The organism is Mesoflavibacter sp. SCSIO 43206 (genome assembly GCF_019904215.1).
GTDB lineage: Bacteria > Bacteroidota > Bacteroidia > Flavobacteriales > Flavobacteriaceae > Mesoflavibacter > Mesoflavibacter zeaxanthinifaciens.
Genome location: NZ_CP063201.1, coordinates 1,040,897 through 1,067,407, shown reverse-complemented (window position 1 = coordinate 1,067,407; position 26,511 = coordinate 1,040,897). Strand labels below are relative to the sequence as shown.

Genomic DNA, 26,511 nt, shown 5'->3' with positions numbered 1-26,511 from the left:
ATTCAATCAGTTTCTAACCCTTTCACTAATGTTTTTGTTGCTTGGCATCACTTCCGCGCAAGCGCAAAACAATAAAAAAGACCAGCTTGAAGCAAGACGAATAGAGCTTAGAAACGAAATTAAAAAAATAAACAATCTTCTTTTTTCTAACCAAAATAAAAAGAAGGATCAAACCGCTTTAATAGAAGACTTAAACTATAAGTTAAGCGTGACTAATAACTTAATAAAAGTTACCAATCAACAAGCTAATTTATTAACTAGATCTATAAATAATAATCAAAAAGAAATTTCGCAATTGCGTGACGAGCTCACCATTTTAAAAGAAAATTACGCAAAAACGATTCAAAAAAGTTATAAAAACAAAAGCGAACAAAGCCGTGTAATGTTTTTATTGTCTTCAGATAATTTTAGACAAGCTTATAAGCGTTTACAGTACATGAACCAATATGCAAAGGTGCAGAAACAACAAGCTGAAGACATAAAAGTAAAAGCAAAAAAGCTTCAAGATTTAAACTTAGATTTAGTTAAGCAAAAAGAAGAAAAGGATAAGTTAATTGCAGAAAATAAGGTCATTCAAAATCAATTAGAAGCCGATAGAAAGCAACATCAATCTATAATGGCAGAGATTAAAAAAGACTTAAATAAGTATGCTGTTCAAATAAAAGAAAAGCAGCGTGAAGCTGCTAAAATAGATGAAGAAATAGACCGAATTATTAAAGCCGAAATAGCAAAATCTAATAAAAAAGCAGGCAAAACGTCTACTTACAAATCTGGTTTTGCATTAACAGCCGAAGCAAAATTAATAGCAGCAGACTTTATAAGTAACAAAGGAAAATTACCTTGGCCAGTAGAAAAGGGAATTGTAAAACTACGTTATGGAAAACAAAGATCTCCTATAAATCCTAGTGTCGAAATACAAAGTAGCGGTGTAAGAATAGCTACCGAAAAAGATGCTAAAGTTAGAGCTGTTTTTAAAGGTAAAGTCTTAGCTGTAATGGTGCAAAAAAAGAGTAATCCTGTGGTTTTAATCCAACATGGTAATTACATTACAGCTTATGGTAATTTAAAAACAGTTTATGTTAAAAAAGGCGAACAGATTTCTACAAAACAAGAGATTGGCGAAGTCTTTACAGACAGCGATGGTCAAACCTTATTAAAGTTTAGCGTTTATAAAAATAATGCATCACAAAACCCTGCAGAATGGGTTTATAAAATGTAATTACTCAAATAAAGCTTTAAGTTCTGTAGCGTCTTGAGGTTTCATTTTCCCTGCTAAAACTAAACTTAATTGCTTACGTCTTAAAGCAGCAGCATAACGTTCTTTTTCAAGATCGGTTTCTGGTACAAGTTCTGGTACTTTTACAGGTCTTCCTGTTTCGTCAACAGCAACAAAGGTATAAATAGCTTCATTAGCTTTTGTGCGTTCTCCAGACTCACGATCTTCAATCCAAACATCAATAAATATTTCCATAGAGCTTTTAAAGGCTCTAGATACTTTAGCTTCTACAGTTACAACACTACCTAAAGGCACAGCTCTGTTAAATGCTACATGATTAACAGAAGCAGTTACTACAATACGTCTACTATGGCGTCTTGCACTAATACTTGCTGCACGATCCATACGTGCTAGTAACTCGCCACCAAAAAGGTTGTTTAACGGATTAGTTTCGCTTGGTAATACTAAATCGGTTAATGTTGTTTTAGAACTTTCGGCAGTTTTTGGTGTCATAGAATTTATTTTTTTGCAAAGGTAAGACGATTTACATTTTTAGTTTAGCTTTTTACAAATAATTATGAAAACAAAAAGCCTCACAATTATAATTGTGAGGCTTTTAATATTTGGTTTAAACAATACTTAGTTTAACTTTTTTATAAGCAACCAAGCATCTTTATTACTTTCTTTTCTTATTGAATTTAAAGCTTTAAAAGCGTCTTCTCTAGACGTATAACTACCATAAGCAACTTGGTGTAATCCATATTTATTTGTACCAATTTTTCTTGCTTTAAAACCTAAAGCTTTTAACTGTTCTACTTTTTTATCAGAGTTTTCTTCTAATCTAAAAGCACCAGCAATCACATGATAATTACCTATTTGTTTATTTACATTTAATGTTACAGCAGGTAAAGGATTGCTTATTACAAATGTAGCTTCTTGTATTTGACTTTCTAATTGTGCATCTGCTTCTTCTTGGGCAACTTGGTTATGGTTTTCTATGTTTTTGTAATAATTAATTACTCCAAAACCGCTTAAACCTAATGCAATAATAGCAACTGCAGCGTATTTAAGATAAGACTTACTTTTACGCTTTTCTTGTGTAATCGTAATTGTAGGTACTTCTTTTTCAATTGTTTCAACCTCTTTTTTGTATTCTTCTCTTGTTACAGAAGGACTTACAAATTGAGATAAACCAAACGCATCTGTTAAATAATTAAGGTGATAAGATGGTGTAAACTGTATTTTACCTTCATTATTTAACTTTAAATCGCCAATATTTTCAAAGGTTAAAGTTTCTCCTTCGGTTAAATAAGATTTTAACGATTTAACACGCATTGCTATATTTTGCGTAGCAACTTCAAAAGGAATCTTTTCTACATCTGCAATATAACGAGCTAAAAGACCATCGTTATTTTGTATTTGTTCATTAAAAGATAATACTTTTTTTGGCGGATAAAACGCGTTGGTAGAATCGTGTACCGTAGCCGATTTACGTTGCGTTAAAAAAGCACCAAACTCTGGCACAGTCACACAATCGTAACGGTATAACAAATCGCTTATGTAGGTTTCTAATTGCATAAAAACAAAGTTATAAATTTTTAAAAGCGAATAAAATTTAGACTCTATTATTTATTAACAGCAATAAATTTCTTTTCTTGTAGCTTAAAAATCAGATTAATATAAAATGAAAGATAGCCAATTACTGCATATTTTAGCCTTACAACACGTATCAAAAATTGGAGATACTACTGCAAAAAAGCTAATTAATCACTGCGGAAGTGCAGAAGCTGTCTTTAAAGAAAAAAGAAGTAATCTTTTAAAAATTGACGGTATTGGTGAAGTTTTATTAAGTGAATTGCATAAATCAAATCATCTTGAAGCTGCAGAAAGCGAACTAAAATACATAAGAGATGAAGGTATAAATTGTCATTATTTTTTAGATGATACGTATCCAGAAAAATTAAAACATTGTTTAGATGGTCCTATTTTGTTGTTTTCTTCAGGAAATATCAACTTAAATAATCAACACATTATTAGCATAGTTGGTACTAGAAAAATTACAACATCTGGTATAGCTTTTTGCGAAAAATTAATTGAAGATTTAGCAGTATACAAGCCTATAATTATTTCTGGTTTTGCTTATGGTACAGATATAACTGCACATAAAGCAGCAATAAAAAACAAATTGCAAACTATTGGTTGTTTAGCGCATGGATTAAACCAAATTTATCCTAAAGTACATAAAAAATATGTGGCTGAAGTAGAAAATAATGGCGGTTTTTATACTGATTTTTGGAGTAGTGATACTTTTGATCGCAACAACTTTTTAAAAAGAAATCGTGTTATTGCAGGTTTAAGTCAAGCAACCATTGTTATAGAATCTGCAGAAAAAGGCGGAAGCCTTGTAACTGCAGATATTGCTAATTCTTATAACCGAGATGTTTTTGCGGTACCAGGTCGCATAACAGATAGCCAAAGTGTTGGTTGTAATAACCTAATTAAGCAGCAAAAAGCACATTTGCTATCTACACCATACGATATTCCTTATATGCTTAATTGGGAATTAGAAGCGTTAAAAAAGCCACCAATACAAAAACAGTTATTTGTAGAGTTAGATGCAGATGAAAAAATAGTATATAACTACCTAAAAGATAACGATAAAGAGCTTTTAGATGTTATTGCTATAAACTGCAAATTACCAACTTACAAAATGGCAAGTATTTTACTTAATATGGAGTTAAAAGGTGTTGTTAGACCTTTACCAGGAAAATTGTTTGAGCTTATTTAATTAATATCCAACCTTTTCTCTAACTCTAGCTAGTACCTTATCCGCTACTTTTTTGGCTTTTTCTGCACCAATAGCTAACGCTTCGTCTATTTTATCTAAGTTTTGCATGTAAAAGTTATAGCGTTCTCTTTGAGCTTCAAAAGTGGTTAAGATTAACTCGTAAAGCGCTTGCTTAGCATGACCGTAACCGTAATTACCATTTTCGTAATTGGCTTTCATTGTTGCAATTTGTTCTTCGTTAGCTAATAAGCTGTAAATAGCAAAACAGTTACAGGTGCTCCAGTCTTTAGGTTCTTCTAACGGCGTGCTATCTGTTTCAATACTCATTATTTTTTTACGAAGTTGTTTTTCTGGTAAAAAGATGTTGATGAAGTTATCTCTACTCTTGCTCATTTTTTCGCCATCTGTACCAGGAATAAGCATGGTGTTTTCTTGCAATTTTTCTTCAGGTAAAACAAAAGCTTCACCCATTTTTGCATGAAAACGAGAGGCTACATCTCTTGTAAATTCGATATGTTGAAGTTGGTCTTTACCCACAGGAATAATCTCTGCATCATACAATAAAATATCTGCAGCCATAAGCATTGGGTACATAAATAATCCAGAGTTTACATCTTCTAAACGGTCTGCTTTATCTTTAAAACCATGGGCTAATTGCATTCTTTTAAACGGAAAAAAACAGTTTAAATACCAAGCAAGTTCTGTAACTTGAGGTATATCACTTTGTCTATAAAACACTGTTTTTTCTATGTCTAATCCAAAAGCTAACCAGGTTGCAGCAACAGAGTAGGTGTTGTGTCTTAACTCTTCTGCATTTTTAATTTGTGTTAAGGTGTGCAAATTTGCTATAAACAAATAAGACTCATTATCACTGTTTTCGGATAATTTTATAGCAGGTAAAATAGCACCTAATATATTACCTAAATGTGGTGTTCCTGTACTTTGAATTCCTGTAAGTATTCTTGCCATGATTAAATATAATTCTGAATGGCAAAGGTAATTTTTTTAGTAGAATAGCTCAATTAATTTAATTAGTTTTGAATCCAAATGAAGATATTTAAGTACATTTTTTGGACATTTTACCGTATTTGGTTTTACGTTTTGGTAGCCTTACCAATAATTGTGTTATTTCCGTTGCTTTTAATTTCTATTTCTAAAGAATCTTGGTATCCATACTTTTTTAAATTAGCCCGCTTTTGGGCGCGTTTTATTTTAGTTGGCATGGGTATGCCAACTAAAATTAATTATCTGCAAAAAACCGAGCGCAAAAAAAGCTATATGTTTATTGCTAATCATACGTCTATGATTGACATTATGTTAATGTTGGTAGCGGTAAAAAATCCTTTTGTTTTTGTTGGTAAAGCCGAGTTGGCAAAAATTCCGTTGTTTGGGTTTTTCTATAAACGTACGTGTATTTTGGTTGATCGTGGAGATGCAGAAAGCAGAAAACGTGTTTTTATGAGAGCTCAAAGACGATTAAAACAAGGTTTAAGTATTTGTATTTTTCCTGAAGGTATGGTGCCTGAAGAACATATTGATTTAGCCGAGTTTAAAGATGGTGCTTTTAGACTAGCTATAAACCACAAAATACCGATTGTACCATTAACGTTTGCAGATAATAAAAAACGTTTTTCTTATACTTTTTTTAGTGGTGGACCAGGTATTTTAAGAGCAACTATGCATCAGTTTATATCTACATCAGATTTAAGTGTTAGCGACACTAAGTCTTTAAATGAAAAGGCTAGAAATATTATATTTAAACAGCTACAATTATTCAAAGCTTAATAATTGATTTTTAGATATTAATTGACCAGATTCTGAAATACCTTCAATAAAAATATTAGCATCTTTTTGATAGTTTTTAGGCACATTAAAAGTTATAGATTTATTAGGTTCTAATATGATGTTTGGTTTCCAAAATAGTGCTCCAAATTCTTTATAAGTTGAGTTTGAAAAAGAAGGATACTTTGGAGAGTAATATTCTTTTTCTTGGTTGAAACCTATAGGTATTTTGACTGTGGAAAACTGACTATTTTTAGAAGTATATTCTTGTGGTGAAAGAGTATAAATGTAAATTAATTCACCAAATTTTCCTGGATCTTCACCATAATAAACTTCTTTGACTGTATTTGTGTAGATGTTTTCTAATGCCCAAAGGGAATTAGTGATTTCATTATTATTTAAATATACTCGAACAGATGGACGTATATATAAATCACTTTCTTCTTTTTTTATTTGGTTTGAGACATTGTCATCTATTGAATTTTGATCTGTAGAGTTTTCTAAAATAGAAAGTCTTACTTTTTCATTACTTATACCTCTACCTCTTCTAGGGAGCATGCGATTATTTACATATCCAAATCCTTTGAATTTTAAAAAATCAATAATTGTTTCGCCTGAAGGGATTAAGATATCTTTCATTTTAATATTAGTAAGGATAGTAGCAGCACCATAAGGTTTAATTTCTTTTACTTTTTTATCAGCTTTAAGAATGACCTCTTCAAGAACTGTAACATTAGATGGTAAATCTTTAAAGTTTGAAACTTTAATTTCAAAATTTTTATTAAGTATTAAGTTTTTTTTATCAAATACATCTTTTAAACTATAGTTGTAATAGTTTATATAAGGGTTTATTTTTAGTGTGTTTTCGTTAAATTTTAATCCAAAATTAAAGTCACTATCTTTTTTTAAATAAAGGTTAGTTAATTCTATAGGAGATTGATTGTCTTTTATTTCTTTAACTAGGTTATTTTTATCAGAGAAGATTAAAATAGATTGTTTAGAGTTTAGTTTTTCTTTAAAAGTTAGAGTTACATCTATACCGTTTTCAAAATTAAAGTTATCAGTAGGCGTATTGTTAAAAATATTTCCCCAGTTATATTTGCTCCAGCCTTGTGTAAGTAATAATAGATCTAAATCTTTAGATTTATTTTTTGAAGCGTTAAAATAATAATTAGCGTTTTCTATAAACCCTTTTACATAAGGTTGTAGTAAAATTTGTGATTTAATATTATTGTTAGGCTCATAAGCTTTAGTACTAGAAGGCAAAAAGCTTGAGCTTAAAAATATTTTTTCGTTAGAGTAGTTAATTATCGTAGCTTGAATAGAGTCATATTTGATTTTAGAGGTTGTAACTTTAATCTTATTAGAAGTATCTTCAAGATCGTTATAAATTAATCGTTCTAAGACAGGTTGATTTTTTTCGTTAAATAATGTAATAATATTTACACCTTTAAAGAGCTCTTGTTTTTTAAGTAATAAAACGTAGTTTTTATCAGTATTATTAAAGTCAAAGAAAATGTTTTTAAAACTTCTAGTATTATGGATAAAGATCCTGTACTTTTTGCCGTTAAGGATGTTTAAAGATTTTTTATTGGTAAGTATATTTAACACAAAAGAATCATCTAATATTTTTGTGTTAAGAGTAATACCTGTTTGTTTAGGTATATTGGTTTTTTGTGTTAAAGTAGACCCATTGTTAAGTGTAGCTTCAAAAGTATAAATTTCACCTTTTGTAATAGGTATGTTTACATTTGCAAAACCTAAAGTGTTAGTGTTAAATTCTCCAATACTATTACCGTTACTATCTTTAATAATACCTGTTTTAGTTTTTACACCTTTATTGTTTTGATTTTTAATTAATATAGCAATGTTATTAACTGTATTTTCAAGTAAATGACCACCTTCAGGCATAAGTTTAAACTCAAAAAAATCATCTTCAGAGCTTGCTTTAGCATTAATATTTTTTTGGTCAGATAGGATTGAAATTTTTTGAGTAAAAGAATTATCTTCACTAAAGTTTTTCATCCAGTTTGTAGACGCCTTAATGTAATAGTTGTTTTGAGTAAATGTAGAATCTATTGGGATGCTGCCATAACCAATACCATTTTTAATATGTATTAAATGTTGTTCTTTTTGGTGTCCATCTTCATCAAAAACAGAAACATATAGATTTGATGTTGTTGTGTGAAGTTTATTAGAGTTTTGTTCAATAACGTAAGATTGAAACCAAATTTCTTCACCTTTAATAAAGGAAGTTTTATTGAGATGTAGATAAGGTATTTCTCTAGTGTTTTCAAAATAATTAGAGTAAAGTTGATCTATATTTTGAGATATACATTGAATAGAAATTAATAGAGCGATTAGTAAGTTGATTTTTTTCATGAGCTGGTTATATTGATTATTTATTCTAATCAAACTTTATGCCAAAAAAAACCACTCTTGGCACAGAGTGGCTTTTTTAATAGTTATTTTTCTTCTAAAAAAGAAAAATAACTAAAACTTAGAATTTATAACTTAACCCAGAATATAACCCTATGATATAAGGGTTAAACTCTCCAGATGTATTGTTGTATGCGTTTATTTGATATTTAAAAGTTGGTTCTAGATTTAATTGAAGATGTCTAGAAAAATTGTAATATAATCCAACACCGAAGTTAGTAGAGAAACTCACAGAATTTAAATTATTAGCTTCTCCTATTTTAGTTTGATCTCCTTCAAATTCAGATATTAACTCGTTATCGTCTAAAAAGAAAGAACTAACGCCACCAATAATATTTAAACTAATTTTTTTATTTATTAAATTATATTCTACTTCTAAAGGAACTTCGAAATAAGATATACGTTGACTTAAAGAAACATTTCTAACAAAACCTATATTTGGTACTTGTAAAAAAGATTCGCTTCCGCTAATAACGTTTATATCTAAGTTGTTAATTTTATTTAATCTAACGTTTCTCATAACTTTAGGGTTGTTACTTACGTTTTGATAAACAATTACATCATCGGTATCATAACTTAAATTTAGTTTATTAATACCTGTTCTAATTTTAACTTTATCGTTAATAGCGTAACCAAACTTAAGTCCGTAAGCAGCATTTATTTCGCCGGTTTTATTATTACCCATAAATTGCTCATCTATAGAAGACCCATTACCAAAACTATTATAATAAACAGGTGCAGCATTAGCATAGATACTCCACCTGTTAAAATCTTCTTCTTTTTCATTATTTGATTCTTCGTTTTCTGCAATTGCAGTTTCAATTGCGTTTTCTTTTTGGTCTTCTTTTTCTTCTTTATTTAAATTATTTTTTTCTAAGCTGTTTTCTGCTAAAGCCTTACTGCTATCAAGTTTTAAATTATTGTTTTGTATGCCTTTAAGATTATTTGATGGCACTTTGCTATTATTAGTATTGTTAGAAGATTTTGCAATACCAGTTTGATCTAATTTATCTTCTAAAACAGCTTTTTTATTATTAGAAGTACTTTGTTTTTTTGTAGACGTTGTCTCAGAGTTATTTATTGCTGTTACAGCAGATTTTACACTAGAAGTAGTTAAGTTATTTGTGTTTTGGTTATTTAATGGTTCTTTTTTATTAAAAGATTCTGTTTTGTGTAAGTTAGATTCTGTAACAGAGTTCTTATTTTTTACTGTAGTAGTAATATTAGTTTCTTTATTGTTTAGCTCTGATTTAGGCTTTTTAGTTGTTGTGTTACTCTCTGTTTTTTGTGGAGAATCTACAATTATAGGTTGATTTTCTATATTAGTATTAAATAAAGAGTTGCCTAAAAACAACATTAATAATATAGAAACAGCAACACCAGAAAGTTTTAACCATAGTGGAATGATTAATACTGGCTTGTCGTTTTTTTCTTCTTCAAGTTGTTTTTTAATGTTTTGCCAAACATGTTTATCTGGCTTAGCATCAAAATCTTTAAACTTTTCTTGAAATAGTCTATCTAAATTCTTTTTACTCATCTATAAACTTTGCGAATTGTTACCGCTAGTATATGTTGTTATTTTTTCTTTTAATATTAGCCTAGCTCTTGCTAGGTTAGATTTGCTAGTACCTGTATTTATGTCTAGCATTTGTGATATTTCTTTATGAGAATAACCATCTAAAACGTATAAGTTAAAAACTAGCCTGTATCTATCTGGTAACTCTTGTATACAGTTTAATAAAAACTCAAGGCTTACGTTATTTTCATCTATATCTACTTCTTCTTCCTCTTCAATTGCATCCTCGTTAACAATGTCAAATACTTTTTGTTGCCTGTAACGCTGTAATGCAGTGTTAATTGTTATTCTTTTAAGCCAACCTTCAAAACTTCCTTTATTTTTATACTGTTTTATTTTGTTAAATATGGTAATAAAACTGTCTTGTAAATTATCTTCTGCTTCTGCGTAATTACGAGAATACTTTAAGCAGATTGAGAATAATTTACCTGAAAAAAGTTCATATAATTCACTTTGTGCTTTTGTGTCATTTTTTTGACAATTATATATGAGCTGGTCTAAACTCAATGCATATTTTTATTAATTAAAAAAAAATTATTGCTCAACAGGTACTTCAACGGTTAAGTAAATATCTTCTCCGCTATCATCAACACCTTGCCAAAACTTAAAAATATAGTTTTCTAATTGAGTTGCTTTAACTGTAAATGTTTTTTCTTCTATGCTTTGTAAGTCTACACAATTTACTACGTTATCCCATACTGTGGTCATTACTGCAACATTTCTTACATTATTGTTTTTTAAGAAATATATGTCATTAAATTCGTAACAAGTGCTAGGTCTAATATAGCTAACCGTAATTTCATGATCTTCTCCATATGTAAAAGATTCTGGCACAGTAGCAGACTCAACAGGTAGTATTTCTATATGATAATTTTCTGTTGGTGTATCATCCTCTACACTACAAGAAGTAATCATAAAGCTAAAGCTTATCAGTAATAATATTAATTTTTTCATCTATGTTTATTGCTATTAAGTACTTAATAGATGCATTAGTTGTAAAAAGGTTGCGTATAAAAATAAAAAATCCCGAATTAATCGGGATTTTATTTTATTGTTCTTCTTTTATTGCGGTTTTTATTTTGCCTTCTAGTTCTTCAAACAATTCTGGATTATCTTTTATAACTAGTTTTACAGCATCTCTACCTTGTCCTAATTTAGTGTCTTCGTAGCTAAACCAAGATCCGCTTTTCTTTACAATGCCTTTATCTACAGCTACGTCTAAAATTTCTCCAACTTTACTAACACCTTCACCGTACATAATATCAAATTCTGCTGTTTTAAATGGCGGTGCTACTTTGTTTTTAACCACTTTAACTCTTGTTTTGTTACCCATAACATCTCCGTTAGAGTCTTTAATTTGTGTAGATCTTCTAATATCTAATCTAACAGAAGCATAAAATTTAAGAGCGTTACCACCAGTAGTAGTTTCTGGGTTACCAAACATAACTCCAATTTTTTCACGTAATTGGTTAATAAATATTACGGTACAATTGGTTTTGCTAATAGATGCAGTTAACTTTCTTAATGCTTGAGACATTAAACGTGCGTGTAATCCCATTTTAGAATCACCCATTTCTCCTTCAATTTCACTTTTTGGAGTTAATGCAGCAACCGAATCGACTACAACAATATCTATAGCTCCAGAACGTATTAAATTATCTGCAATTTCTAAAGCTTGCTCACCATTATCTGGTTGAGAAATAATTAAATTATCAATATCTACATTTAGTTTTTCAGCATAAAAACGGTCAAAAGCATGTTCTGCATCAATAAATGCTGCAATACCACCTGCTTTTTGTGCTTCAGCAATTGCATGTAAGGTTAATGTGGTTTTACCAGAACTTTCTGGTCCATATATTTCTATAACTCTTCCTCTTGGGTAACCACCAACACCTAAAGCGATATCTAAACCTAAAGATCCAGAAGGTATAGCATCTACATCTACAACAGCAGCATCACTCATTTTCATTACTGTTCCTTTTCCGTAGGCTTTATCTAGCTTGTCTAGTGTTAGTTGTAAAGCTTTTAATTTTGCTTCGTTTTCTTTGCTCATTTTCAGTTCTTTTTATAAAATTTCAATGCTAAAATACTACTTTTTTAACCATTTTTATTTTTCTCACGCAACCTTTTTAAACTTTTTGCATCTACTTAACAAAAGAGGGAAAAAATAGCTATGAAAAAGAAAAAAATTTATTCCTCTTTATAGATATTAATTCTAAACTGCTAAGGAATGAAATATTTAAAAAAAATAATCTTGATTAATGCATTAGGCGTTTCAATCTCTATTTTCTTAAATAGCAGTTGTAAAGCCGATGGAGGTTAACTCGTAACATTTTTTAATAAAAAAATTAAAAAATTATTAACGAGTTAGTCTGTTAAAAGTCCTTTGTAAAACACAAAGGACTTTTTTCTTTTTATAGGTTAACTGTTTGTTTTTCATTAAAATAACATCAAAATGCAACCTTTAATCTTGCAATACTAATTTTAAATTCTACCTTTGCACCTCATTTATTAACTCTTAAAACGAAAGTATAGCATGCAACTGTACAACAAATTAAGTGCTAATGAACGTGCCGAACTTATTGAAAAAGCAGGTAAAGAACGTCTTACTCTGTCTTTTTACAAATATGCGCGCATTAGCAATCCACAAGAATTTAGAGACCAACTGTTTATTAAATGGAACAGTTTAGATGTTTTAGGTCGAATTTACGTCGCTACCGAAGGTATCAATGCCCAATTATCACTTCCAGCAGATAATTTTGAAAACTTCAAAACGCATTTAGACAGTATTGACTTTTTAGAAAATGTAAGACTTAACATTGCTGTAGAGCAAGACAACATGTCTTTTTTAAAGCTGAAAGTTAAGGTACGTGATAAGATTGTTGCAGATGGATTAAACGACGAAACTTTTGATGTTACCAACAAAGGAATACACGTTAATGCCGAAAAGTTTAACGAATTAATAGAAGACGAAAACACGGTATTAGTAGATATGCGTAACCACTACGAAAGCGAAATAGGTCACTTTAAAAACGCCGTAACACCAGATGTAGATACTTTTAGAGAATCTTTAGATATTATTGAAGACGATTTAAAAGCACACAAAGAAGACAAAAAATTAGTAATGTATTGTACTGGTGGTATCCGTTGTGAAAAAGCTAGTGCTTATTTTAAACACAAAGGGTTTAAAAACGTCTATCAACTTGATGGAGGAATTATAGAATACACAAGACAGGTCAACGAAAAAGCTTTAGAAAATAAGTTTATAGGAAAGAATTTTGTGTTTGACGAAAGAAGAGCAGAAAAAATTAGTGACGATGTAATTGCACAATGCCACCAATGTGGTAAGCCTTGTGATACGCACGTAAACTGTGCAAATGATGCTTGTCATTTATTATTTATCCAGTGTGAAGATTGTAAAGCTGAAATGGACAATTGCTGTTCATCAACGTGTAAAGATATAAACGCATTGCCTTACGAAGAGCAAAAAGCACTACGTAAAGGACAAGGTAACAGTAATGACATCTTCAAAAAAGGACGTGCAGACCATTTGCCGTATAAAAAAGACTTGCGTAATATTTTTGAAACTTTAAAAAGTAAACAAGACTAGTGCGATGCAAAAGATAGAATTAATGGCGCCTGCAGGAAATTTTGAATCCTTGCAAGCTGCTTTAGATAATGGCGCAGACTCGGTTTATTTTGGTGTAGAGCAACTTAACATGCGTGCTCGTGCGTCTATTAATTTCACTTTAGACGATTTAGAAGAAATCTCTAAACGTTGTCAAGCAAAAAATGTAAGAACTTACTTAACTCTTAATACTATTATTTACGATCACGATTTATCTATCGTAAAAACATTAGTAAAAAGAGCTAAAGAAGCTAATATTACTGCAGTAATCGCAATGGATCAAGCGGTAATTGCTGTAGCTAGAGAGTTGGGTATGGAAGTTCATATTTCAACACAAATTAATATCACAAACATAGAAACGGTTAAGTTTTACGCCATGTTTGCAGATACAATGGTGTTAAGTCGCGAGCTTAGTTTACGTCAAGTAAAACATATAACAGAGCAAATTGAAAAAGAACAAATTAAAGGACCATCAGGTCGTTTAGTAGAGATCGAAATTTTTGGTCATGGTGCATTGTGTATGGCGGTTTCAGGTAAGTGTTATATGAGTTTACACTCGCATAACTCATCTGCAAATCGTGGTGCTTGCAAACAAAATTGCCGAAAAAAATATACCGTTATCGACCAAGAAACTGGTTTTGAAATGGAATTGGATAACGAGTATATCATGTCTCCAAAAGATCTTTGTACTATCGATTTTTTAGACCAAGTAGCAGATGCAGGTATTAAAGTTTTAAAAATTGAAGGTCGTGGTCGTGCACCAGAATATGTTGCTAGAGTAATTAAATGTTACCGAGACGCAATTGATAGTGTAGAAAACGGCACTTACGATAAAGACAAAGTTATTGGTTGGATGCAAGAGCTAGAAAAAGTCTATAATCGTGGATTTTGGAGTGGTTATTATTTAGGACAAAAATTAGGCGAATGGAGTAAAGGTTCAGGATCTCATGCAACGCAAAAGAAAGTGTATATTGGTAAAGGCGTTCATTTTTATCCAAAAGCTAAAATTGGCGAATTTAAAATTGAGGCTTACGATTTGTCATTAGGTGATACTTTGCTAATTACCGGTCCAACAACAGGCGCTAAAGAGTTTGAGCTTAAAGAAATGTTGGTTAATGACCAAGCGTTAGAAAAAGGAACAAAAGGAGACTCAATCACTATTCCATTAGAGTTTAGAGTAAGACCATCAGACAAACTTTATAAAATTGTAGAAAATAAAGTAGAAGCCTAATGGTTGTTATTACCTTACAAAGAAACAAGTGTATTGGTTGTAATTACTGTGTAGAGTTGGCACCAAACCAGTTTAGGATGTCAAAAAAAGACGGTAAAACTGTATTATTACATTCAACCGATAGGAAAGGTTTTTTTACACTAAAATCTAACGATTACGAGATTTTAGAACCATGTACAGAAGCTTCAAAAGCATGTCCGGTAAATATAATTTCGGTTAAAGACGTGTAAAAACACCTAAATTTTATTATTTTAAAGTCATAAGAATAATCTTATCTTTACAAATTGAAGTGGCTCATTTTCCGCGAAAGCGAAAAGTCACAAATTATTAATCGTCATCTAAAGCTAACTCCTTTAGATTCAATATATACATAAAATAGTATGGCTTGTCAAAGTTGCGCTACAGGAAAGGATGGACAGCCTAAAGGTTGTAAAAATAACGGAACGTGTGGTACAGATAGTTGCAATAAATTAACGGTTTTTGATTGGTTAGCAAACATGTCTTTGCCTAACGGAGAAGAACCTTTTGATTGGGTAGAAGTACGTTTTAAAAACGGACGTAAACACTACTATAAAAATACCGAAAAATTAACACTTAGTATTGGAGATATTGTAGCTACTCAAGCTCAATCTGGTCACGATATTGGTATGGTTACCCTTACGGGCGAATTAGTGCGTGTACAAATAAAACGCAAGAAAGTAGATACCAAAAACGATGTCTTAAAAATATACCGTAAAGCATCACAAAAAGATATAGATATTTGGAGCGAAGCAAGAGACCGTGAAGAACCAATGAAGGTTAAAGCACGTCAATTTGCTATAGATTTAAATCTTAAGATGAAAATCTCTGATATCGAGTTTCAAGGTGATGCAAGCAAAGCAACCTTTTATTACACTGCTGAAGAACGTGTAGATTTTAGAGAGCTAATTAAAGTATACGCTAAAGAGTTTAGAATAAGAATTGAGATGAAACAAGTTGGCTTTCGTCAAGAAGCGTCAAGACTTGGTGGTATTGGTTCTTGTGGTCGTGAGCTATGCTGCTCTACCTGGTTAACAGATTTTAGATCGGTAAGCACAAGTGCAGCACGTTACCAACAATTATCACTTAATCCACTTAAATTAGCTGGTCAATGTGGTAAATTAAAATGTTGTTTAAATTACGAGCTTGATGCGTATTTAGATGCTTTAAAATCGTTTCCTAAAACAGACACTAAATTATATACCGAAAAAGGTACTGCAGTATGCCAAAAAACAGACATTTTTAAAGGACATATGTGGTACGCTTATGAAGGCGAATGGATGAATTGGCACTTAATTACCACAGAACAAGCCAACGAAATTATAGAAATTAATAAACAAAAAAAGAAAGTTGCTAGTTTAGAAGAATACGCAGCAGACCTTACTGTAGATACTAAAACCGAGTTTGAAAACGTTGTTGGTCAAGATAGTTTAACACGCTTTGATAAACCAAAACACAATAAGAAACGTAAAACTAATAAAAACCGAAAGCGTAATAGACCAAGTAAAGTAGAAGCTAAAAGTAATACAAACACTAATAGCAACTCAAACAATCAAAAAAGAAGACCTAAAAAACGTCGACCAAACAAAAACAAACCAAACAACAACAATGAAAACAAATAATATAATTGTTATATTACTATTTGTTTTAGCAATGTCTTGTGACTCTAAAGCTGTTTATGACGAGTATAAAAGTGTGTCTACAGCTTGGAATAAAGAAGATGTAGTAAGTTTTAAAATAAATCCACCAGATTCTATAAAACCTTACAACCTGTTTGTTAATTTAAGAAACACCAATGCTTATAAATTCAGTAATTTATATTTAATTGTTGAAATGAAATTTCCTCACGGAAAAGCAATAACAGACACTTTACAATACGCAATGACAAAACCAAATGGCGAGTGGCTAGGCGAAGGGTTATCTTCTGTAAAAGAAAATAAGTTGTGGTATAAAGAAGGTGTAATTTTTAAAGAAAAAGGAGAATATAAAGTAAACATACAGCACGCAATGCGCCAAAACGGAAATGTAAATGGCGTAGTAAATTTAGAAGGTATTACAGACGTAGGTTTTAGGATAGAAAAAACAGAATAAATTGGCATAGATGGCAAAAACTAAAAAACAAGAAACTACAGGTTTCGAAAAATACATCAGATGGTTTTGGATGCTTTTTTTAGGAGGCATTCTTTTAATCGTTTTAATATTCTTTTTAGCATCTGTTGGTGCTTTTGGTGAAATGCCAGACCATACACAATTAGAAAACCCAGAAACCAATTTAGCTACCGAAATTATTTCTTCAGACGGTAAAACATTAGCTAAATTTTATTTAAACGATAATCGTACTCCAGTTCGTTACGAAGACTTACCTCAAAATTTGATAGATGCTTTAGTAGCAACAGAAGATGCTAGATATTATGACCATTCTGGTATTGATGCAAGAGGTTTATTACGTGCAGTCTTAAAACCAGGAAGTGGAGGAGCAAGTACCATTTCACAACAGTTAGCTAAACAGTTATTTCATGGTGAAGGATCAAAAAATATCGCAGAGCGTTTAATACAAAAAATTAAAGAGTGGATTATTGCAGTTCGTTTAGAACGTCAGTATACAAAAGAAGAAATCATTGCTCAGTATTTCAACATATACGATTTTGGTAACAATGCAGACGGCATTAGATCTGCAGCAAGAATTTACTTTGGTAAAGAGCCAAAAGAGCTAACCGTAAAAGAATCTGCCATGTTGGTAGGTATGTTTAAAAATTCGTCGTTATACAATCCAAGACCAGATAAAAACCCAGTAGGTGTTAAAAATAGACGTAATGTTGTCCTTGCACAAATGACCAAATATGGTGTTTTAGATCAAAAAATTAAAGATTCACTTCAAAAAACAGAGTTGGATTTAAATTTTAATCCAGAATCTCATAACGATGGTACAGCTACCTATTTTAGAGAATACCTTAGAGCATTTTTAAAAGACTGGGCAAACGATAAGAAAAATTATAAAGCAGACGGTTCTAAATATAATATATATCAAGATGGATTAAAAGTGTATACAACTATAGATTCGCGTATGCAAAAATATGCAGAAGATGCAGTTGTAAAGCACATGAAAAAATTACAAGCAGAATTTTTTCATCAAAACACACCAGACCGTAACCCAACAGCGCCATTTTTAGATTTAGATAAAGATGAAATAGAAAGTCTTATGCAACGTTCTATGCGTCAATCAGAACGTTGGAGACACATGAAGTACGATTTGAAAAAATCTGAAAAAGAAATTATAGCATCTTTTAATAAGCCAACAGAAATGACCATTTTCTCTTGGGAAAGAGGAGAAATAGATACCATTATGAAACCAATGGATTCTATGCGTTACTACAAACACTTTTTACAACCAGGTTTAATGAGTATGGATCCACAAACCGGACATGTTAAAGCTTGGGTTGGAGGTATGAATTATAAACACTTTAAATACGATCACGTAAAACAAGGTAAGCGCCAAGTAGGGTCTACATTTAAGCCATTTGTTTATGCAACAGCAATTAATCAATTGCACATGTCGCCATGTGATAAATTACCTAAAGCACCATACACTATTGAAGCTGGTAAATTTGGAAACCAAAAAGCTTGGGCACCAAAAAACTCAAATGGAGATTATAGTGGAGAAATGACCTTAAAGGCAGCATTAGCCAACTCGGTTAACACCATTACAGCTAGGTTAATGGATAAAGTAGGTCCAGAACCAGTATCTAAACTGGCAAGAGATTTAGGAGTAGAATCAGAAATACCAGCAGTACCATCTATAGCATTAGGAACACCAGATATTAGTTTATATGAAATGGTAGGCGCATATTCTGCATTTGCAAATCAAGGTGTTTATACAAAACCAGTAATGGTTACTACTATTGTAGATAAAAATGATACTGTTTTATACCAATTTGTACCAGAAACTAGAGATGTTTTAAGTGAAGAAGCTGCCTATGTTACAGTTAAGCTTATGGAAGGAGTAACCACAGAAGGATCTGGAGCCAGACTACGTCGTACTTGGATGCCAAATAGTGGTGTTTATAAAGAAATTATCACAGGTTATCCATATGGATTTACAAACCCAATAGCAGGAAAAACAGGAACTACACAAAACCAATCAGACGGTTGGTTTATGGGTATGGTACCAAATCTAGTAACTGGCGTTTGGGTTGGTGCAGAAGATAGAGCAGCTCACTTTAAATCGATTACATATGGTCAAGGTGCATCTATGGCGTTACCAATTTGGGGTATGTACATGAAAAGTTGTTATGAAGATAAAGAATTAGATGTATCAAAAGATCAATTTGAAAAACCTAAAGACCTTTCTATTATTGTAGATTGCGATAAGTATGAGGAAGGAAATAATTCAAATTCAGGCGATTTAGATATGCCAGAAGAAGACGTTCCTGATGAATTAGAATTCTAAAATATTTCAACGATAAATTTTAAAAGCCATTCTTTTCAGAATGGTTTTTTTTATTCTTAAATTTAAACCACTAAAAAACTAAATGATGATAAAAAAAACCGTTAATACAGTTCAGGAAGCTTTAGATGGTGTCGAAGATAACATGACTTTTATGTTAGGTGGTTTTGGATTAAGCGGAATTCCTGAAAATGCAATAGCAGAATTGGTAAAACGAAACGTAAAAAACGTAACATGTATTTCTAATAATGCAGGAGTAGACGATTTTGGCTTAGGGCTATTACTTCAAAAAAAGCAAATTAAAAAAATGGTATCTTCTTACGTAGGAGAAAACGACGAATTTGAAAGACAAATGTTGTCTGGAGAATTAGACGTAGAACTTATTCCACAAGGGACATTAGCCGAAAGATGCCGAGCAGCTCAAGCTGGTTTTCCTGCTATTTATACACCAGCAGGTTATGGTACCGAAGTTGCAGAAGGTAAAGAAACCAGAGAATTTGATGGTAAAATGTATGTCTTAGAACATGCCTTTAAAGCAGACTTTGCTTTTATAAAAGCTTGGAAAGGTGACGAAGCAGGAAACCTAATATTTAAAGGGACAGCACGTAATTTTAATCCAGTAATGTGTGGCGCAGCAAAAATTACCGTAGCTGAGGTAGAAGAATTAGTACCGGCAGGAGAATTAGATCCTAATCAAATACATATACCAGGTATTTTTGTGCAACGTATCTTTAAAGGAGAAACTTTTGAAAAGCGTATAGAGCAACGTACAGTAAGACCAAAAAATTAAATGTTTATAAGGCTTATAGTTTTATAAACCACAACCTTAAACTAAATAAAATGTTAGATAAAAACGGAATAGCAAAACGCATTGCAAAAGAAGTTAAAGATGGTTATTACGTTAACCTTGGTATTGGTATACCAACTTTAGTGGCTAATTTTGTAAGAGACGATATTGAGGTAGAATTTCAAAGTGAAAACGGAGTGCTTGGTATGGGACCATTTCCTTTTGAAGGTGAAGAAGATGCAGACATAATCAATGCAGGAAAACAAACCATAACAACCTTACCAGGAGCTAGTTTTTTTGATAGCGCCATGAGTTTTTCTATGATTCGTGGTCAACACGTACACTTAACGATTTTAGGCGCAATGGAAGTGGCGGAAAATGGAGATATTGCAAACTGGAAAATACCGGGAAAAATGGTAAAAGGTATGGGAGGAGCAATGGATCTTGTAGCTAGTGCAGAAAATATTATTGTTGCTATGATGCATACCAATAGAGCAGGAGAATCTAAACTTCTTAAAAAATGCTCTTTACCATTAACAGGTGTTGGTTGCGTTAAAAAAATAGTAACTAATATGGCTGTTTTAGAAGTAACAGACCAAGGGTTTAAACTATTAGAACGTGCTCCAGGAGTTTCAGTTGAAGATATTAAAAATGCTACAGAAGGCACATTAATAATTAATGGCGATATACCAGAAATGGTTATTTAATTAATATTTTATTGTAAGAAAATCAACACGAATATTTATAAAATTTTGATGAAATGTTAAAAAATAGCGCATTTCATCGAATTTTTGTGTTTTTAAACTGATTCGATTAAAATAAATCTCATATTAGCAATCCCAAATTATACCAAATAGATATCCCAAATCTACCATAAACTTTTGCTTATGTATTATGCTTCAAACCTTCCTGAACAACCTACAAATTATATAGGCAAAGTTTATGTTGGTTTAAAAAATACATTTAGATTAGCTAAAAATCTTTTAGTACTTACAAAAAAGCTATTTATGCTATAATCCTTTAGGGATAGCTTCTATTAATTTTTTTGTGTATTCTTTCTTAGGAGATTCATAAATGGCATCTGCATCATCTAGTTCTTCAATTTTACCTTTATTCATAACTAATAATTGATCACTCATGTATTTAACAACTGCTAAATCATGAGAAATAAAAATATAGGTAAAGCCAAAGTTTTCTTTTAGTTCATTAAGAAGATTTAAAACTTGTGCTTGTACAGAAATATCTAATGCAGAAACAGACTCGTCACAAACAATTAGTTTTGGTTGAAGCGCAACTGTACGTGCTATACCAATACGCTGGCGTTGTCCGCCAGAAAACTCATGTGGATAACGGTTAAAAGCACTTTCATCTAAGCCTACACGGTTTAAAATGTCTATTGCTTTTTCCTTTCTTTCAGATTTTGAGTTGTAAAGCTTATGTACTTGCATGGGTTCCATAATGGCTTGTCCAACGGTTAAACGCGGATTTAAAGATGCAAATGGATCTTGAAAAATAATTTGAATGTCTTTACGTAATGCTTTTTCTTCAGATTTATTAAGAATTGTAATATCCTTTCCTTTGTAAAAAATGTGACCTGATGTTGCTCTGTTAAGCAATAAAATAGCATTTCCTAAGGTAGATTTACCGCAACCAGATTCGCCTACCAAACCTAAAGTTTCACCTTCATATAATTTAAAACTAACGTTGTTAACTGCTTTAAAACTTTCAGGTTTAGAGAAAAGACCTGATTTAGAAATGTACTCTTTTTCTAAATTAACGACTTCAAGAATAGGAGCTTTACTGTAAATTTCCTTGTGTGTTTTGGCTCTCAATTCGGCAGTAATAGTTTCTTTAGAAACTGTCTTTTGCATCACATCTTTTATGGTTGGTAGACGTTTAAGCCTTTCTTTTAAAGACGGTCTAGCTTTAATCAGTGCTTTGGTGTATTCGTTTTCTGGATGTTTAAAAATAAGATCGGTTTTGTTTTGTTCTACAATTTTACCTTGATACATCACTAACACACGTTGCGCAATTTCAGAAATTAAAGACAAATCATGAGTAATAAATAAAATGCTCATTTTTGTGTCCTGCTGAAGCTCTTTCAACAATAAAATAATATCTTTTTGTACAGTAACATCTAATGCTGTTGTTGGCTCGTCTGCAATTAATAATTTAGGTTTGCAGGCAATAGCCATAGCAATCATGACACGTTGTTTTTGTCCGCCAGAAATTTCATGAGGATAGGCTGAGTAAGCACGATTTGGATCTGGTAGTTTTACTTTTTCAAAAAGAGAAATTACTTCTGCTTTAACTTCTTTTTTACTTAATGATGTGTGTTTAAATAAAATTTCTTCGACTTGTTTACCGCAACGCATAGATGGATTTAAAGAACTCATAGGTTCTTGAAAAATCATGGCAATCTCGTTACCTCTTATATTTTGAAATTGTTTGTCATTAAGAGATGTTAATTCTGTTTTATTGAAAACAATTTCTCCTGAAGTTATTTGACTTATTTTTTTAGGTAATAGTCCCATTATTGCTAAAGAAGAAACAGACTTTCCTGAACCAGATTCGCCAACAACACCAACAATTTCATTTTCAAAGATGTCGTACGAAATATTTTTAATAATTGGTTTTAATTCTTTATCAGATTTAAAGCCAATAGAGAGGTTTTTTATTTGAAGTAAATTTTTGCTCATTTAAGGTAAAAGTAATCAAATTCTTTCAATGCAATACGGTTAAAACCGTAAGTAAAGTCTTATATAATTTTTTGGTAAGTTATTTGATTATAATTTTAGTTTATTGTTGTGTATTTAATGTAATTGTTAATATATTCATAAAATATTAACTATTTTTTTAAACATTAAATATGAAAAACAAAATTACCTTAACTATTTTAGGTTTGTTTTTTGTGGCTTTCTCCTTTGCACAAAAACGTCATTGTGCAACAATGGAAAATTTAGAGTACAGAAAACAGCAAAACCCAAAACTTGAGCAAAGAATGGCTCAAATAGAGGCATTTACTAAAACAAAAGTGCAGCAAATGCAAAACAATACCAATAGGGTAGATGGTAGTGTAATAACCATACCTGTTGTAGTACATGTTTTGTATCGAAACTCTACAGAAAACATTAGTGTAGCACAAATACAATCTCAGTTAGATGTATTAAACGAAGATTTTAGAAGAACAAATCCAGATGCAGATAACACTTGGTCGCAAGCAGCAGATACCGAGATACAATTCTGTCTAGTAACTGTAGATCCTAACGGAAATGCTACAACTGGTATTACTAGAAAACAAGTAACTAGACAAGATTGGGGAACAAGTGATGATATGAAACGATCTTCTACTGGCGGAGTAGATCCTTGGAATACTAGTGAATATCTTAATATGTGGATTGTGCCAAGAATGACAAGTAATGGTAATACTATTTTAGGATACGCACAATTTCCAGGTGGTAATGCTGCAACAGATGGTGTTGTGATGGCGTATAATTATTTTGGTCGTGTAGGTAGTGTTTCTGCACCTTTTGATGGTGGTAGAACCACAACTCATGAGGTAGGTCATTACTTAAACTTAAGACACATTTGGGGAGATTCTAATTGTGGTAACGATTTTGTTAGCGACACACCAACGCATCAAACCGCTAATTATGGTTGTCCAAGTGGACAAACGTCTTGTGGATCTACAGATATGCCACAAAACTATATGGATTACTCAGACGATTCTTGTATGAACTTATTCACGCAAGGTCAAAAAAATCGTATGCGAGCTGTTTTAGAAGCTGGTGGAGTAAGAAGAAGTCTAGCTTTATCAGATAAATGTGGTGCAGCGCCACAACCAACATGTAACGATGGTGTACAAAATGGTGATGAAACTGGTGTAGACTGTGGCGGATCTTGCGCTCCTTGCCAAACAGGTCCACAATATTGTGCATCACAAGGAAATAATGTTAACGACGAATATATTTCTAGAGTACAATTAGCAACTATAGATAATGCTTCTGGAGCTCAAACGTATTCAGATTTTACAAGTATTTCTACAGATTTATCTAAAGGTTCTGGTTACACGGTAACAGTAACTCCAACTTGGACAGGAACTACTTATGCAGAAGGTTATTCTGTATGGATTGATTATAACCAAGATGGCGATTTTACAGATTCTGGTGAGCAAGTTTGGACCAATGCAGCAACACAAACTTCACCAGTTAGTGGAAGTTTTACAGTACCAGCTTCAGCTACTAACGGAGCAACAAGAATGAGAGTTTCTATGAAATATAACGGTATACCAACATCTTGTGAGGCTTTTTCTTATGGAGAAGTTGAAGATTATACGGTTAACATTATAACAGGAACACCAGATACAACGCCACCAGTAATTACATTAACTGGAGCATCTACAATTAATTTAGAAGTTGGAGACACTTATACAGAATTAGGTGCAACTGCTACAGATAATCAAGATGGAGATATTTCTTCAAACATCGTCATAACAGGAACTGTAAATACAAACGCAGCAGGAACATACACAAGATTTTATAACGTAAGTGATTCAGCAGGAAACGCTGCTTCACAAGTAACAAGAACAATAATTGTTACACAACCAACAACAGGATCTTGTTCTGGTGGTATTAGTGCTTTCCCTTATTCTGAAAGCTTTGAAAATACTTTAGGTGCTTGGACGCAATCAACTTCAGATGACTTTAACTGGACTGTTGATGCCTACGGAACGCCTTCTAGTAACACTGGACCATCTAGCGCAAGTGCTGGTACGTATTATGTGTACATGGAATCTTCTTCACCTAATTACTCGACAAAAAGAGCGATTTTAAACTCGCCATGTTTTGATTTAAGTGCAGAATCTCAAGCAACTTTTAGTTTTGATTATCATATGTACGGTGCTACTTCTATGGGAAGTTTAGCTTTACAAGCAAGTGATAATAACGGCGCAAGTTGGACTAACGTTTGGAGTCAATCAGGTAACCAAGGTAATTCTTGGCAAACTGCTACTGTAGATTTAAGTGTTTATGTTGGAGGTACTGTTCAATTGCGTTTTAATGGTGTAACAGGTACAACTTGGCAAGGCGATATGGCGGTAGATGCTATTAACCTATCTACTTCTGGTGGCGGTAATGCAGGTTGTTCTAATGTAACATTATCAATTACTTTTGATAACTATCCAGAAGAAACCGCTTGGACATTAACCAATAATTCTGGTCAAACAGTTGCGTCTGGCGGTACTTACGGTTCGCAAGCAGATGGATCAACTTTAAATATTCCTATTGGATGTTTAGATGATGGTTGTTATAACTTTACAATTACAGATGCTTACGGAGATGGTATTTGCTGTTCATACGGAAATGGTTCGTATACCTTAACAAACACAGATACTGGTGCTACATTAGCTTCTGGTGGATCATTTACTAGTAGTGAAACTACAAACTTCTGTTTAACAAATAACGTTAAAACATTTACTAGCATAGTAACTACAAAGGATGATTTTGATAAGCAGTTTAAACTATATCCAAACCCTGTTAAGCAAATACTTAACATAGATTTAGTTGGTTTTGAAGCACAAAGTTTTGAAATTAAAAATATGCTTGGACAAACAGTACTAAAAGGTAATTACAAGTCTAGTATCGACGTTTCGGAGTTTAATAGTGGAGTTTATATTTTACAATTGAATATTGGCGAAAAAACCAAAGTCAAAAGATTTATAAAAGAATAATCCCTTAACTAACCATCCAACCATTAAACTTGAAAATCCAGAGTGAAAACTCTGGATTTTTTATTTTCAGTTACCTCAAATGTAGTCTAGAGTTAAAAAGAGTTAGCTCTCGACTGCGCTCGACCTGACACTTTAATTTTGAAAGATTTTTAAACATGAAGTATTTCGTCTTCTTCTAATAAATCATCACCTCTTAATCGTAATAACACTTGTGCTACAGCAATAGTATCTTTTTCGCAATAGGTAATTATTCTGTCAATATTGTTTTCTTCGTAATACACTCTGCATACTTCGCTACCATCTATATCATCTTTTGGAGAAGGTATACCTAAAACATTAGTCAATAATTTAAGAGAAGTAAAGGTTTTATAGTCGCCAAACTTCCATAATTCTAAAGTATCTAGATGAGGTACTTCCCAAGGTTTTTTACCAAAAAGATTAAGTTTATATGGTAACTCTATATTATTTATAATCATACGTCTTGCAATGTACGGGAAGTCAAATTCCTTTCCATTATGCGCACAAAGTAAATGTTTTGCGTGACTAAAATGTGTAGTTAGTAGGTTTTTAAAGTCCTGTAACAATTGTTGTTCTTCACCATAAAAAGAGGTTGTTCTAAACACTCTTGTATCACCATGAATTTTAAAATATCCAACCGAAATACATATAATTTTACCAAACTCAGCCCAAATACCTGCACGTTCATAAAATTCTTCTGCGGTAAAATCGTCTTTACGTTGGTATTGCGATTTGTGTTCCCAAAGTGCTTGCTTTGTAGGATCTAAATCAGAAAAATGCTGCGTTTCTGGAACGGTTTCAATATCTAAAAATAATATGTGTTCTAGGTTTAGTTTGCTAATCATTACTAAGGTTA

General features: G+C 31.9%; 22 protein-coding genes. 12 read left to right on the top strand and 10 right to left on the bottom strand.

Going from position 1 to position 26,511, the window contains the following annotated elements; genetic code table 11:
* Positions 1-28: 28 nt before the first annotated feature.
* On the top strand, positions 29-1,219 hold the full coding sequence (locus tag INR78_RS05065) for a murein hydrolase activator EnvC (protein WP_255593122.1): 1,191 nt from the start codon (positions 29-31) through the stop codon (positions 1,217-1,219).
* Here the strand turns inward: INR78_RS05065 and INR78_RS05060 are convergent, their stop codons facing one another.
* Positions 1,220-1,729, bottom strand: coding sequence for an acyl-CoA thioesterase (locus INR78_RS05060; RefSeq protein ID WP_223077739.1), 510 nt, complete (start codon positions 1,727-1,729; stop codon positions 1,220-1,222). It lies immediately after the preceding gene.
* A gap of 126 nt (positions 1,730-1,855) precedes the next feature.
* Positions 1,856-2,794 carry an SPOR domain-containing protein gene (locus tag INR78_RS05055; protein WP_223077738.1) on the bottom strand — a complete coding sequence of 313 codons (939 nt, stop codon included), beginning with the start codon at positions 2,792-2,794 and terminating at the stop codon, positions 1,856-1,858.
* Between the two features lie 106 nt (positions 2,795-2,900).
* On the opposite strand from INR78_RS05055, the gene dprA reads away from it, so the two are divergent.
* Positions 2,901-4,004: a DNA-processing protein DprA gene (gene dprA, locus INR78_RS05050; RefSeq protein ID WP_223077737.1), complete on the top strand. Its 1,104-nt coding sequence runs from the start codon at positions 2,901-2,903 to the stop codon at positions 4,002-4,004.
* On the opposite strand, the gene trpS is transcribed toward dprA, so the two are convergent.
* A complete protein-coding gene (trpS, locus tag INR78_RS05045; protein ID WP_223077736.1) occupies positions 4,005-4,973 on the bottom strand; it encodes a tryptophan--tRNA ligase in 969 nt (322 codons plus the stop codon).
* 78 nt (positions 4,974-5,051) lie between these two features.
* Here trpS and INR78_RS05040 point away from each other — a divergent pair, with 78 nt between their 5' ends.
* Positions 5,052-5,789, top strand: a complete 738-nt coding sequence (locus INR78_RS05040; RefSeq protein ID WP_223077735.1) for a 1-acyl-sn-glycerol-3-phosphate acyltransferase — start codon at positions 5,052-5,054, stop codon at positions 5,787-5,789.
* Here the strand turns inward: INR78_RS05040 and INR78_RS05035 are convergent.
* The 5 genes from INR78_RS05035 to recA all read right to left on the bottom strand — a co-directional run bounded on the left by INR78_RS05035 (position 5,775) and on the right by recA (position 11,854).
* The gene (locus INR78_RS05035) at positions 5,775-8,168 is read right to left on the bottom strand and encodes a hypothetical protein (protein WP_223077734.1); all 2,394 of its coding nucleotides are present in this window, start codon (positions 8,166-8,168) and stop codon (positions 5,775-5,777) included. The two genes, INR78_RS05040 and INR78_RS05035, sit on opposite strands and share 15 nt — an antisense overlap.
* A 118-nt stretch (positions 8,169-8,286) precedes the next feature.
* Positions 8,287-9,762: a hypothetical protein gene (locus tag INR78_RS05030; protein WP_223077733.1), complete on the bottom strand. Its 1,476-nt coding sequence runs from the start codon at positions 9,760-9,762 to the stop codon at positions 8,287-8,289.
* The gene (locus INR78_RS05025) at positions 9,763-10,308 is read right to left on the bottom strand and encodes an RNA polymerase sigma factor (protein ID WP_223077732.1); all 546 of its coding nucleotides are present in this window, start codon (positions 10,306-10,308) and stop codon (positions 9,763-9,765) included.
* A gap of 27 nt (positions 10,309-10,335) precedes the next feature.
* The gene (locus tag INR78_RS05020) at positions 10,336-10,755 is read right to left on the bottom strand and encodes a hypothetical protein (protein WP_106680632.1); all 420 of its coding nucleotides are present in this window, start codon (positions 10,753-10,755) and stop codon (positions 10,336-10,338) included.
* A 94-nt stretch (positions 10,756-10,849) separates the two neighbouring features.
* Complete coding sequence (gene recA / locus INR78_RS05015; protein WP_027879226.1) at positions 10,850-11,854, bottom strand: recombinase RecA; 1,005 nt, start codon at positions 11,852-11,854, stop codon at positions 10,850-10,852.
* A gap of 483 nt (positions 11,855-12,337) precedes the next feature.
* Here recA and INR78_RS05010 point away from each other — a divergent pair, with 483 nt between their 5' ends.
* The 8 genes from INR78_RS05010 to INR78_RS04975 all read left to right on the top strand — a co-directional run bounded on the left by INR78_RS05010 (position 12,338) and on the right by INR78_RS04975 (position 20,616).
* Positions 12,338-13,411: a rhodanese-related sulfurtransferase gene (locus INR78_RS05010; protein ID WP_223077731.1), complete on the top strand. Its 1,074-nt coding sequence runs from the start codon at positions 12,338-12,340 to the stop codon at positions 13,409-13,411.
* A gap of 4 nt (positions 13,412-13,415) precedes the next feature.
* On the top strand, positions 13,416-14,660 hold the full coding sequence (locus INR78_RS05005; protein WP_027879224.1) for a peptidase U32 family protein: 1,245 nt from the start codon (positions 13,416-13,418) through the stop codon (positions 14,658-14,660).
* Complete coding sequence (locus INR78_RS05000) at positions 14,660-14,890, top strand: ferredoxin (protein WP_027879223.1); 231 nt, start codon at positions 14,660-14,662, stop codon at positions 14,888-14,890. Before INR78_RS05005 ends, INR78_RS05000 begins: the two co-directional genes overlap by 1 nt.
* 150 nt (positions 14,891-15,040) lie before the next feature.
* The gene (locus tag INR78_RS04995) at positions 15,041-16,300 is read left to right on the top strand and encodes a regulatory iron-sulfur-containing complex subunit RicT (RefSeq protein ID WP_223077730.1); all 1,260 of its coding nucleotides are present in this window, start codon (positions 15,041-15,043) and stop codon (positions 16,298-16,300) included.
* Entirely contained in the window at positions 16,287-16,769 is a 483-nt protein-coding gene (locus tag INR78_RS04990) for a gliding motility lipoprotein GldH (RefSeq protein ID WP_223077729.1), read from the top strand. The genes INR78_RS04995 and INR78_RS04990 overlap by 14 nt, the downstream gene beginning before the upstream one ends.
* A 10-nt stretch (positions 16,770-16,779) precedes the next feature.
* Positions 16,780-19,125, top strand: coding sequence for a penicillin-binding protein 1A (locus INR78_RS04985; protein WP_223077728.1), 2,346 nt, complete (start codon positions 16,780-16,782; stop codon positions 19,123-19,125).
* An 85-nt stretch (positions 19,126-19,210) separates the two neighbouring features.
* Positions 19,211-19,912, top strand: a complete 702-nt coding sequence (locus INR78_RS04980) for a CoA transferase subunit A (RefSeq protein WP_106680617.1) — start codon at positions 19,211-19,213, stop codon at positions 19,910-19,912.
* A 50-nt stretch (positions 19,913-19,962) separates the two neighbouring features.
* Complete coding sequence (locus INR78_RS04975) at positions 19,963-20,616, top strand: 3-oxoacid CoA-transferase subunit B (protein WP_223077727.1); 654 nt, start codon at positions 19,963-19,965, stop codon at positions 20,614-20,616.
* A gap of 303 nt (positions 20,617-20,919) precedes the next feature.
* On the opposite strand, the gene INR78_RS04970 is transcribed toward INR78_RS04975, so the two are convergent.
* On the bottom strand, positions 20,920-22,608 hold the full coding sequence (locus INR78_RS04970; RefSeq protein ID WP_223077726.1) for an ABC transporter ATP-binding protein: 1,689 nt from the start codon (positions 22,606-22,608) through the stop codon (positions 20,920-20,922).
* Between the two features lie 170 nt (positions 22,609-22,778).
* On the opposite strand from INR78_RS04970, the gene INR78_RS13630 reads away from it, so the two are divergent.
* Complete coding sequence (locus tag INR78_RS13630) at positions 22,779-25,637, top strand: GEVED domain-containing protein (protein WP_255593121.1); 2,859 nt, start codon at positions 22,779-22,781, stop codon at positions 25,635-25,637.
* A gap of 149 nt (positions 25,638-25,786) precedes the next feature.
* Here INR78_RS13630 and INR78_RS04955 read toward each other — a convergent pair whose 3' ends face one another.
* Positions 25,787-26,500, bottom strand: coding sequence for a 3'-5' exonuclease (locus INR78_RS04955; RefSeq protein WP_223077725.1), 714 nt, complete (start codon positions 26,498-26,500; stop codon positions 25,787-25,789).
* Positions 26,501-26,511: the final 11 nt, after the last annotated feature.

Coding starts and splice junctions, on each gene's coding strand:
- INR78_RS04955 (WP_223077725.1), bottom strand. CDS start 26,500: ATGATTAGCAAACTAAACCTAGAACACATATTATTTTTAGATATTGAA.
- INR78_RS05055 (WP_223077738.1), bottom strand. CDS start 2,794: ATGCAATTAGAAACCTACATAAGCGATTTGTTATACCGTTACGATTGT.
- trpS (WP_223077736.1), bottom strand. CDS start 4,973: ATGGCAAGAATACTTACAGGAATTCAAAGTACAGGAACACCACATTTA.
- INR78_RS04980 (WP_106680617.1), top strand. CDS start 19,211: ATGATAAAAAAAACCGTTAATACAGTTCAGGAAGCTTTAGATGGTGTC.
- INR78_RS05005 (WP_027879224.1), top strand. CDS start 13,416: ATGCAAAAGATAGAATTAATGGCGCCTGCAGGAAATTTTGAATCCTTG.
- INR78_RS04985 (WP_223077728.1), top strand. CDS start 16,780: ATGGCAAAAACTAAAAAACAAGAAACTACAGGTTTCGAAAAATACATC.
- INR78_RS13630 (WP_255593121.1), top strand. CDS start 22,779: ATGAAAAACAAAATTACCTTAACTATTTTAGGTTTGTTTTTTGTGGCT.
- INR78_RS05060 (WP_223077739.1), bottom strand. CDS start 1,729: ATGACACCAAAAACTGCCGAAAGTTCTAAAACAACATTAACCGATTTA.
- recA (WP_027879226.1), bottom strand. CDS start 11,854: ATGAGCAAAGAAAACGAAGCAAAATTAAAAGCTTTACAACTAACACTA.
- INR78_RS05020 (WP_106680632.1), bottom strand. CDS start 10,755: ATGAAAAAATTAATATTATTACTGATAAGCTTTAGCTTTATGATTACT.
- INR78_RS05010 (WP_223077731.1), top strand. CDS start 12,338: ATGCAACTGTACAACAAATTAAGTGCTAATGAACGTGCCGAACTTATT.
- dprA (WP_223077737.1), top strand. CDS start 2,901: ATGAAAGATAGCCAATTACTGCATATTTTAGCCTTACAACACGTATCA.
- INR78_RS04975 (WP_223077727.1), top strand. CDS start 19,963: ATGTTAGATAAAAACGGAATAGCAAAACGCATTGCAAAAGAAGTTAAA.
- INR78_RS04970 (WP_223077726.1), bottom strand. CDS start 22,608: ATGAGCAAAAATTTACTTCAAATAAAAAACCTCTCTATTGGCTTTAAA.
- INR78_RS05030 (WP_223077733.1), bottom strand. CDS start 9,762: ATGAGTAAAAAGAATTTAGATAGACTATTTCAAGAAAAGTTTAAAGAT.
- INR78_RS04990 (WP_223077729.1), top strand. CDS start 16,287: ATGAAAACAAATAATATAATTGTTATATTACTATTTGTTTTAGCAATG.
- INR78_RS05035 (WP_223077734.1), bottom strand. CDS start 8,168: ATGAAAAAAATCAACTTACTAATCGCTCTATTAATTTCTATTCAATGT.
- INR78_RS05065 (WP_255593122.1), top strand. CDS start 29: ATGTTTTTGTTGCTTGGCATCACTTCCGCGCAAGCGCAAAACAATAAA.
- INR78_RS05040 (WP_223077735.1), top strand. CDS start 5,052: ATGAAGATATTTAAGTACATTTTTTGGACATTTTACCGTATTTGGTTT.
- INR78_RS04995 (WP_223077730.1), top strand. CDS start 15,041: ATGGCTTGTCAAAGTTGCGCTACAGGAAAGGATGGACAGCCTAAAGGT.
- INR78_RS05000 (WP_027879223.1), top strand. CDS start 14,660: ATGGTTGTTATTACCTTACAAAGAAACAAGTGTATTGGTTGTAATTAC.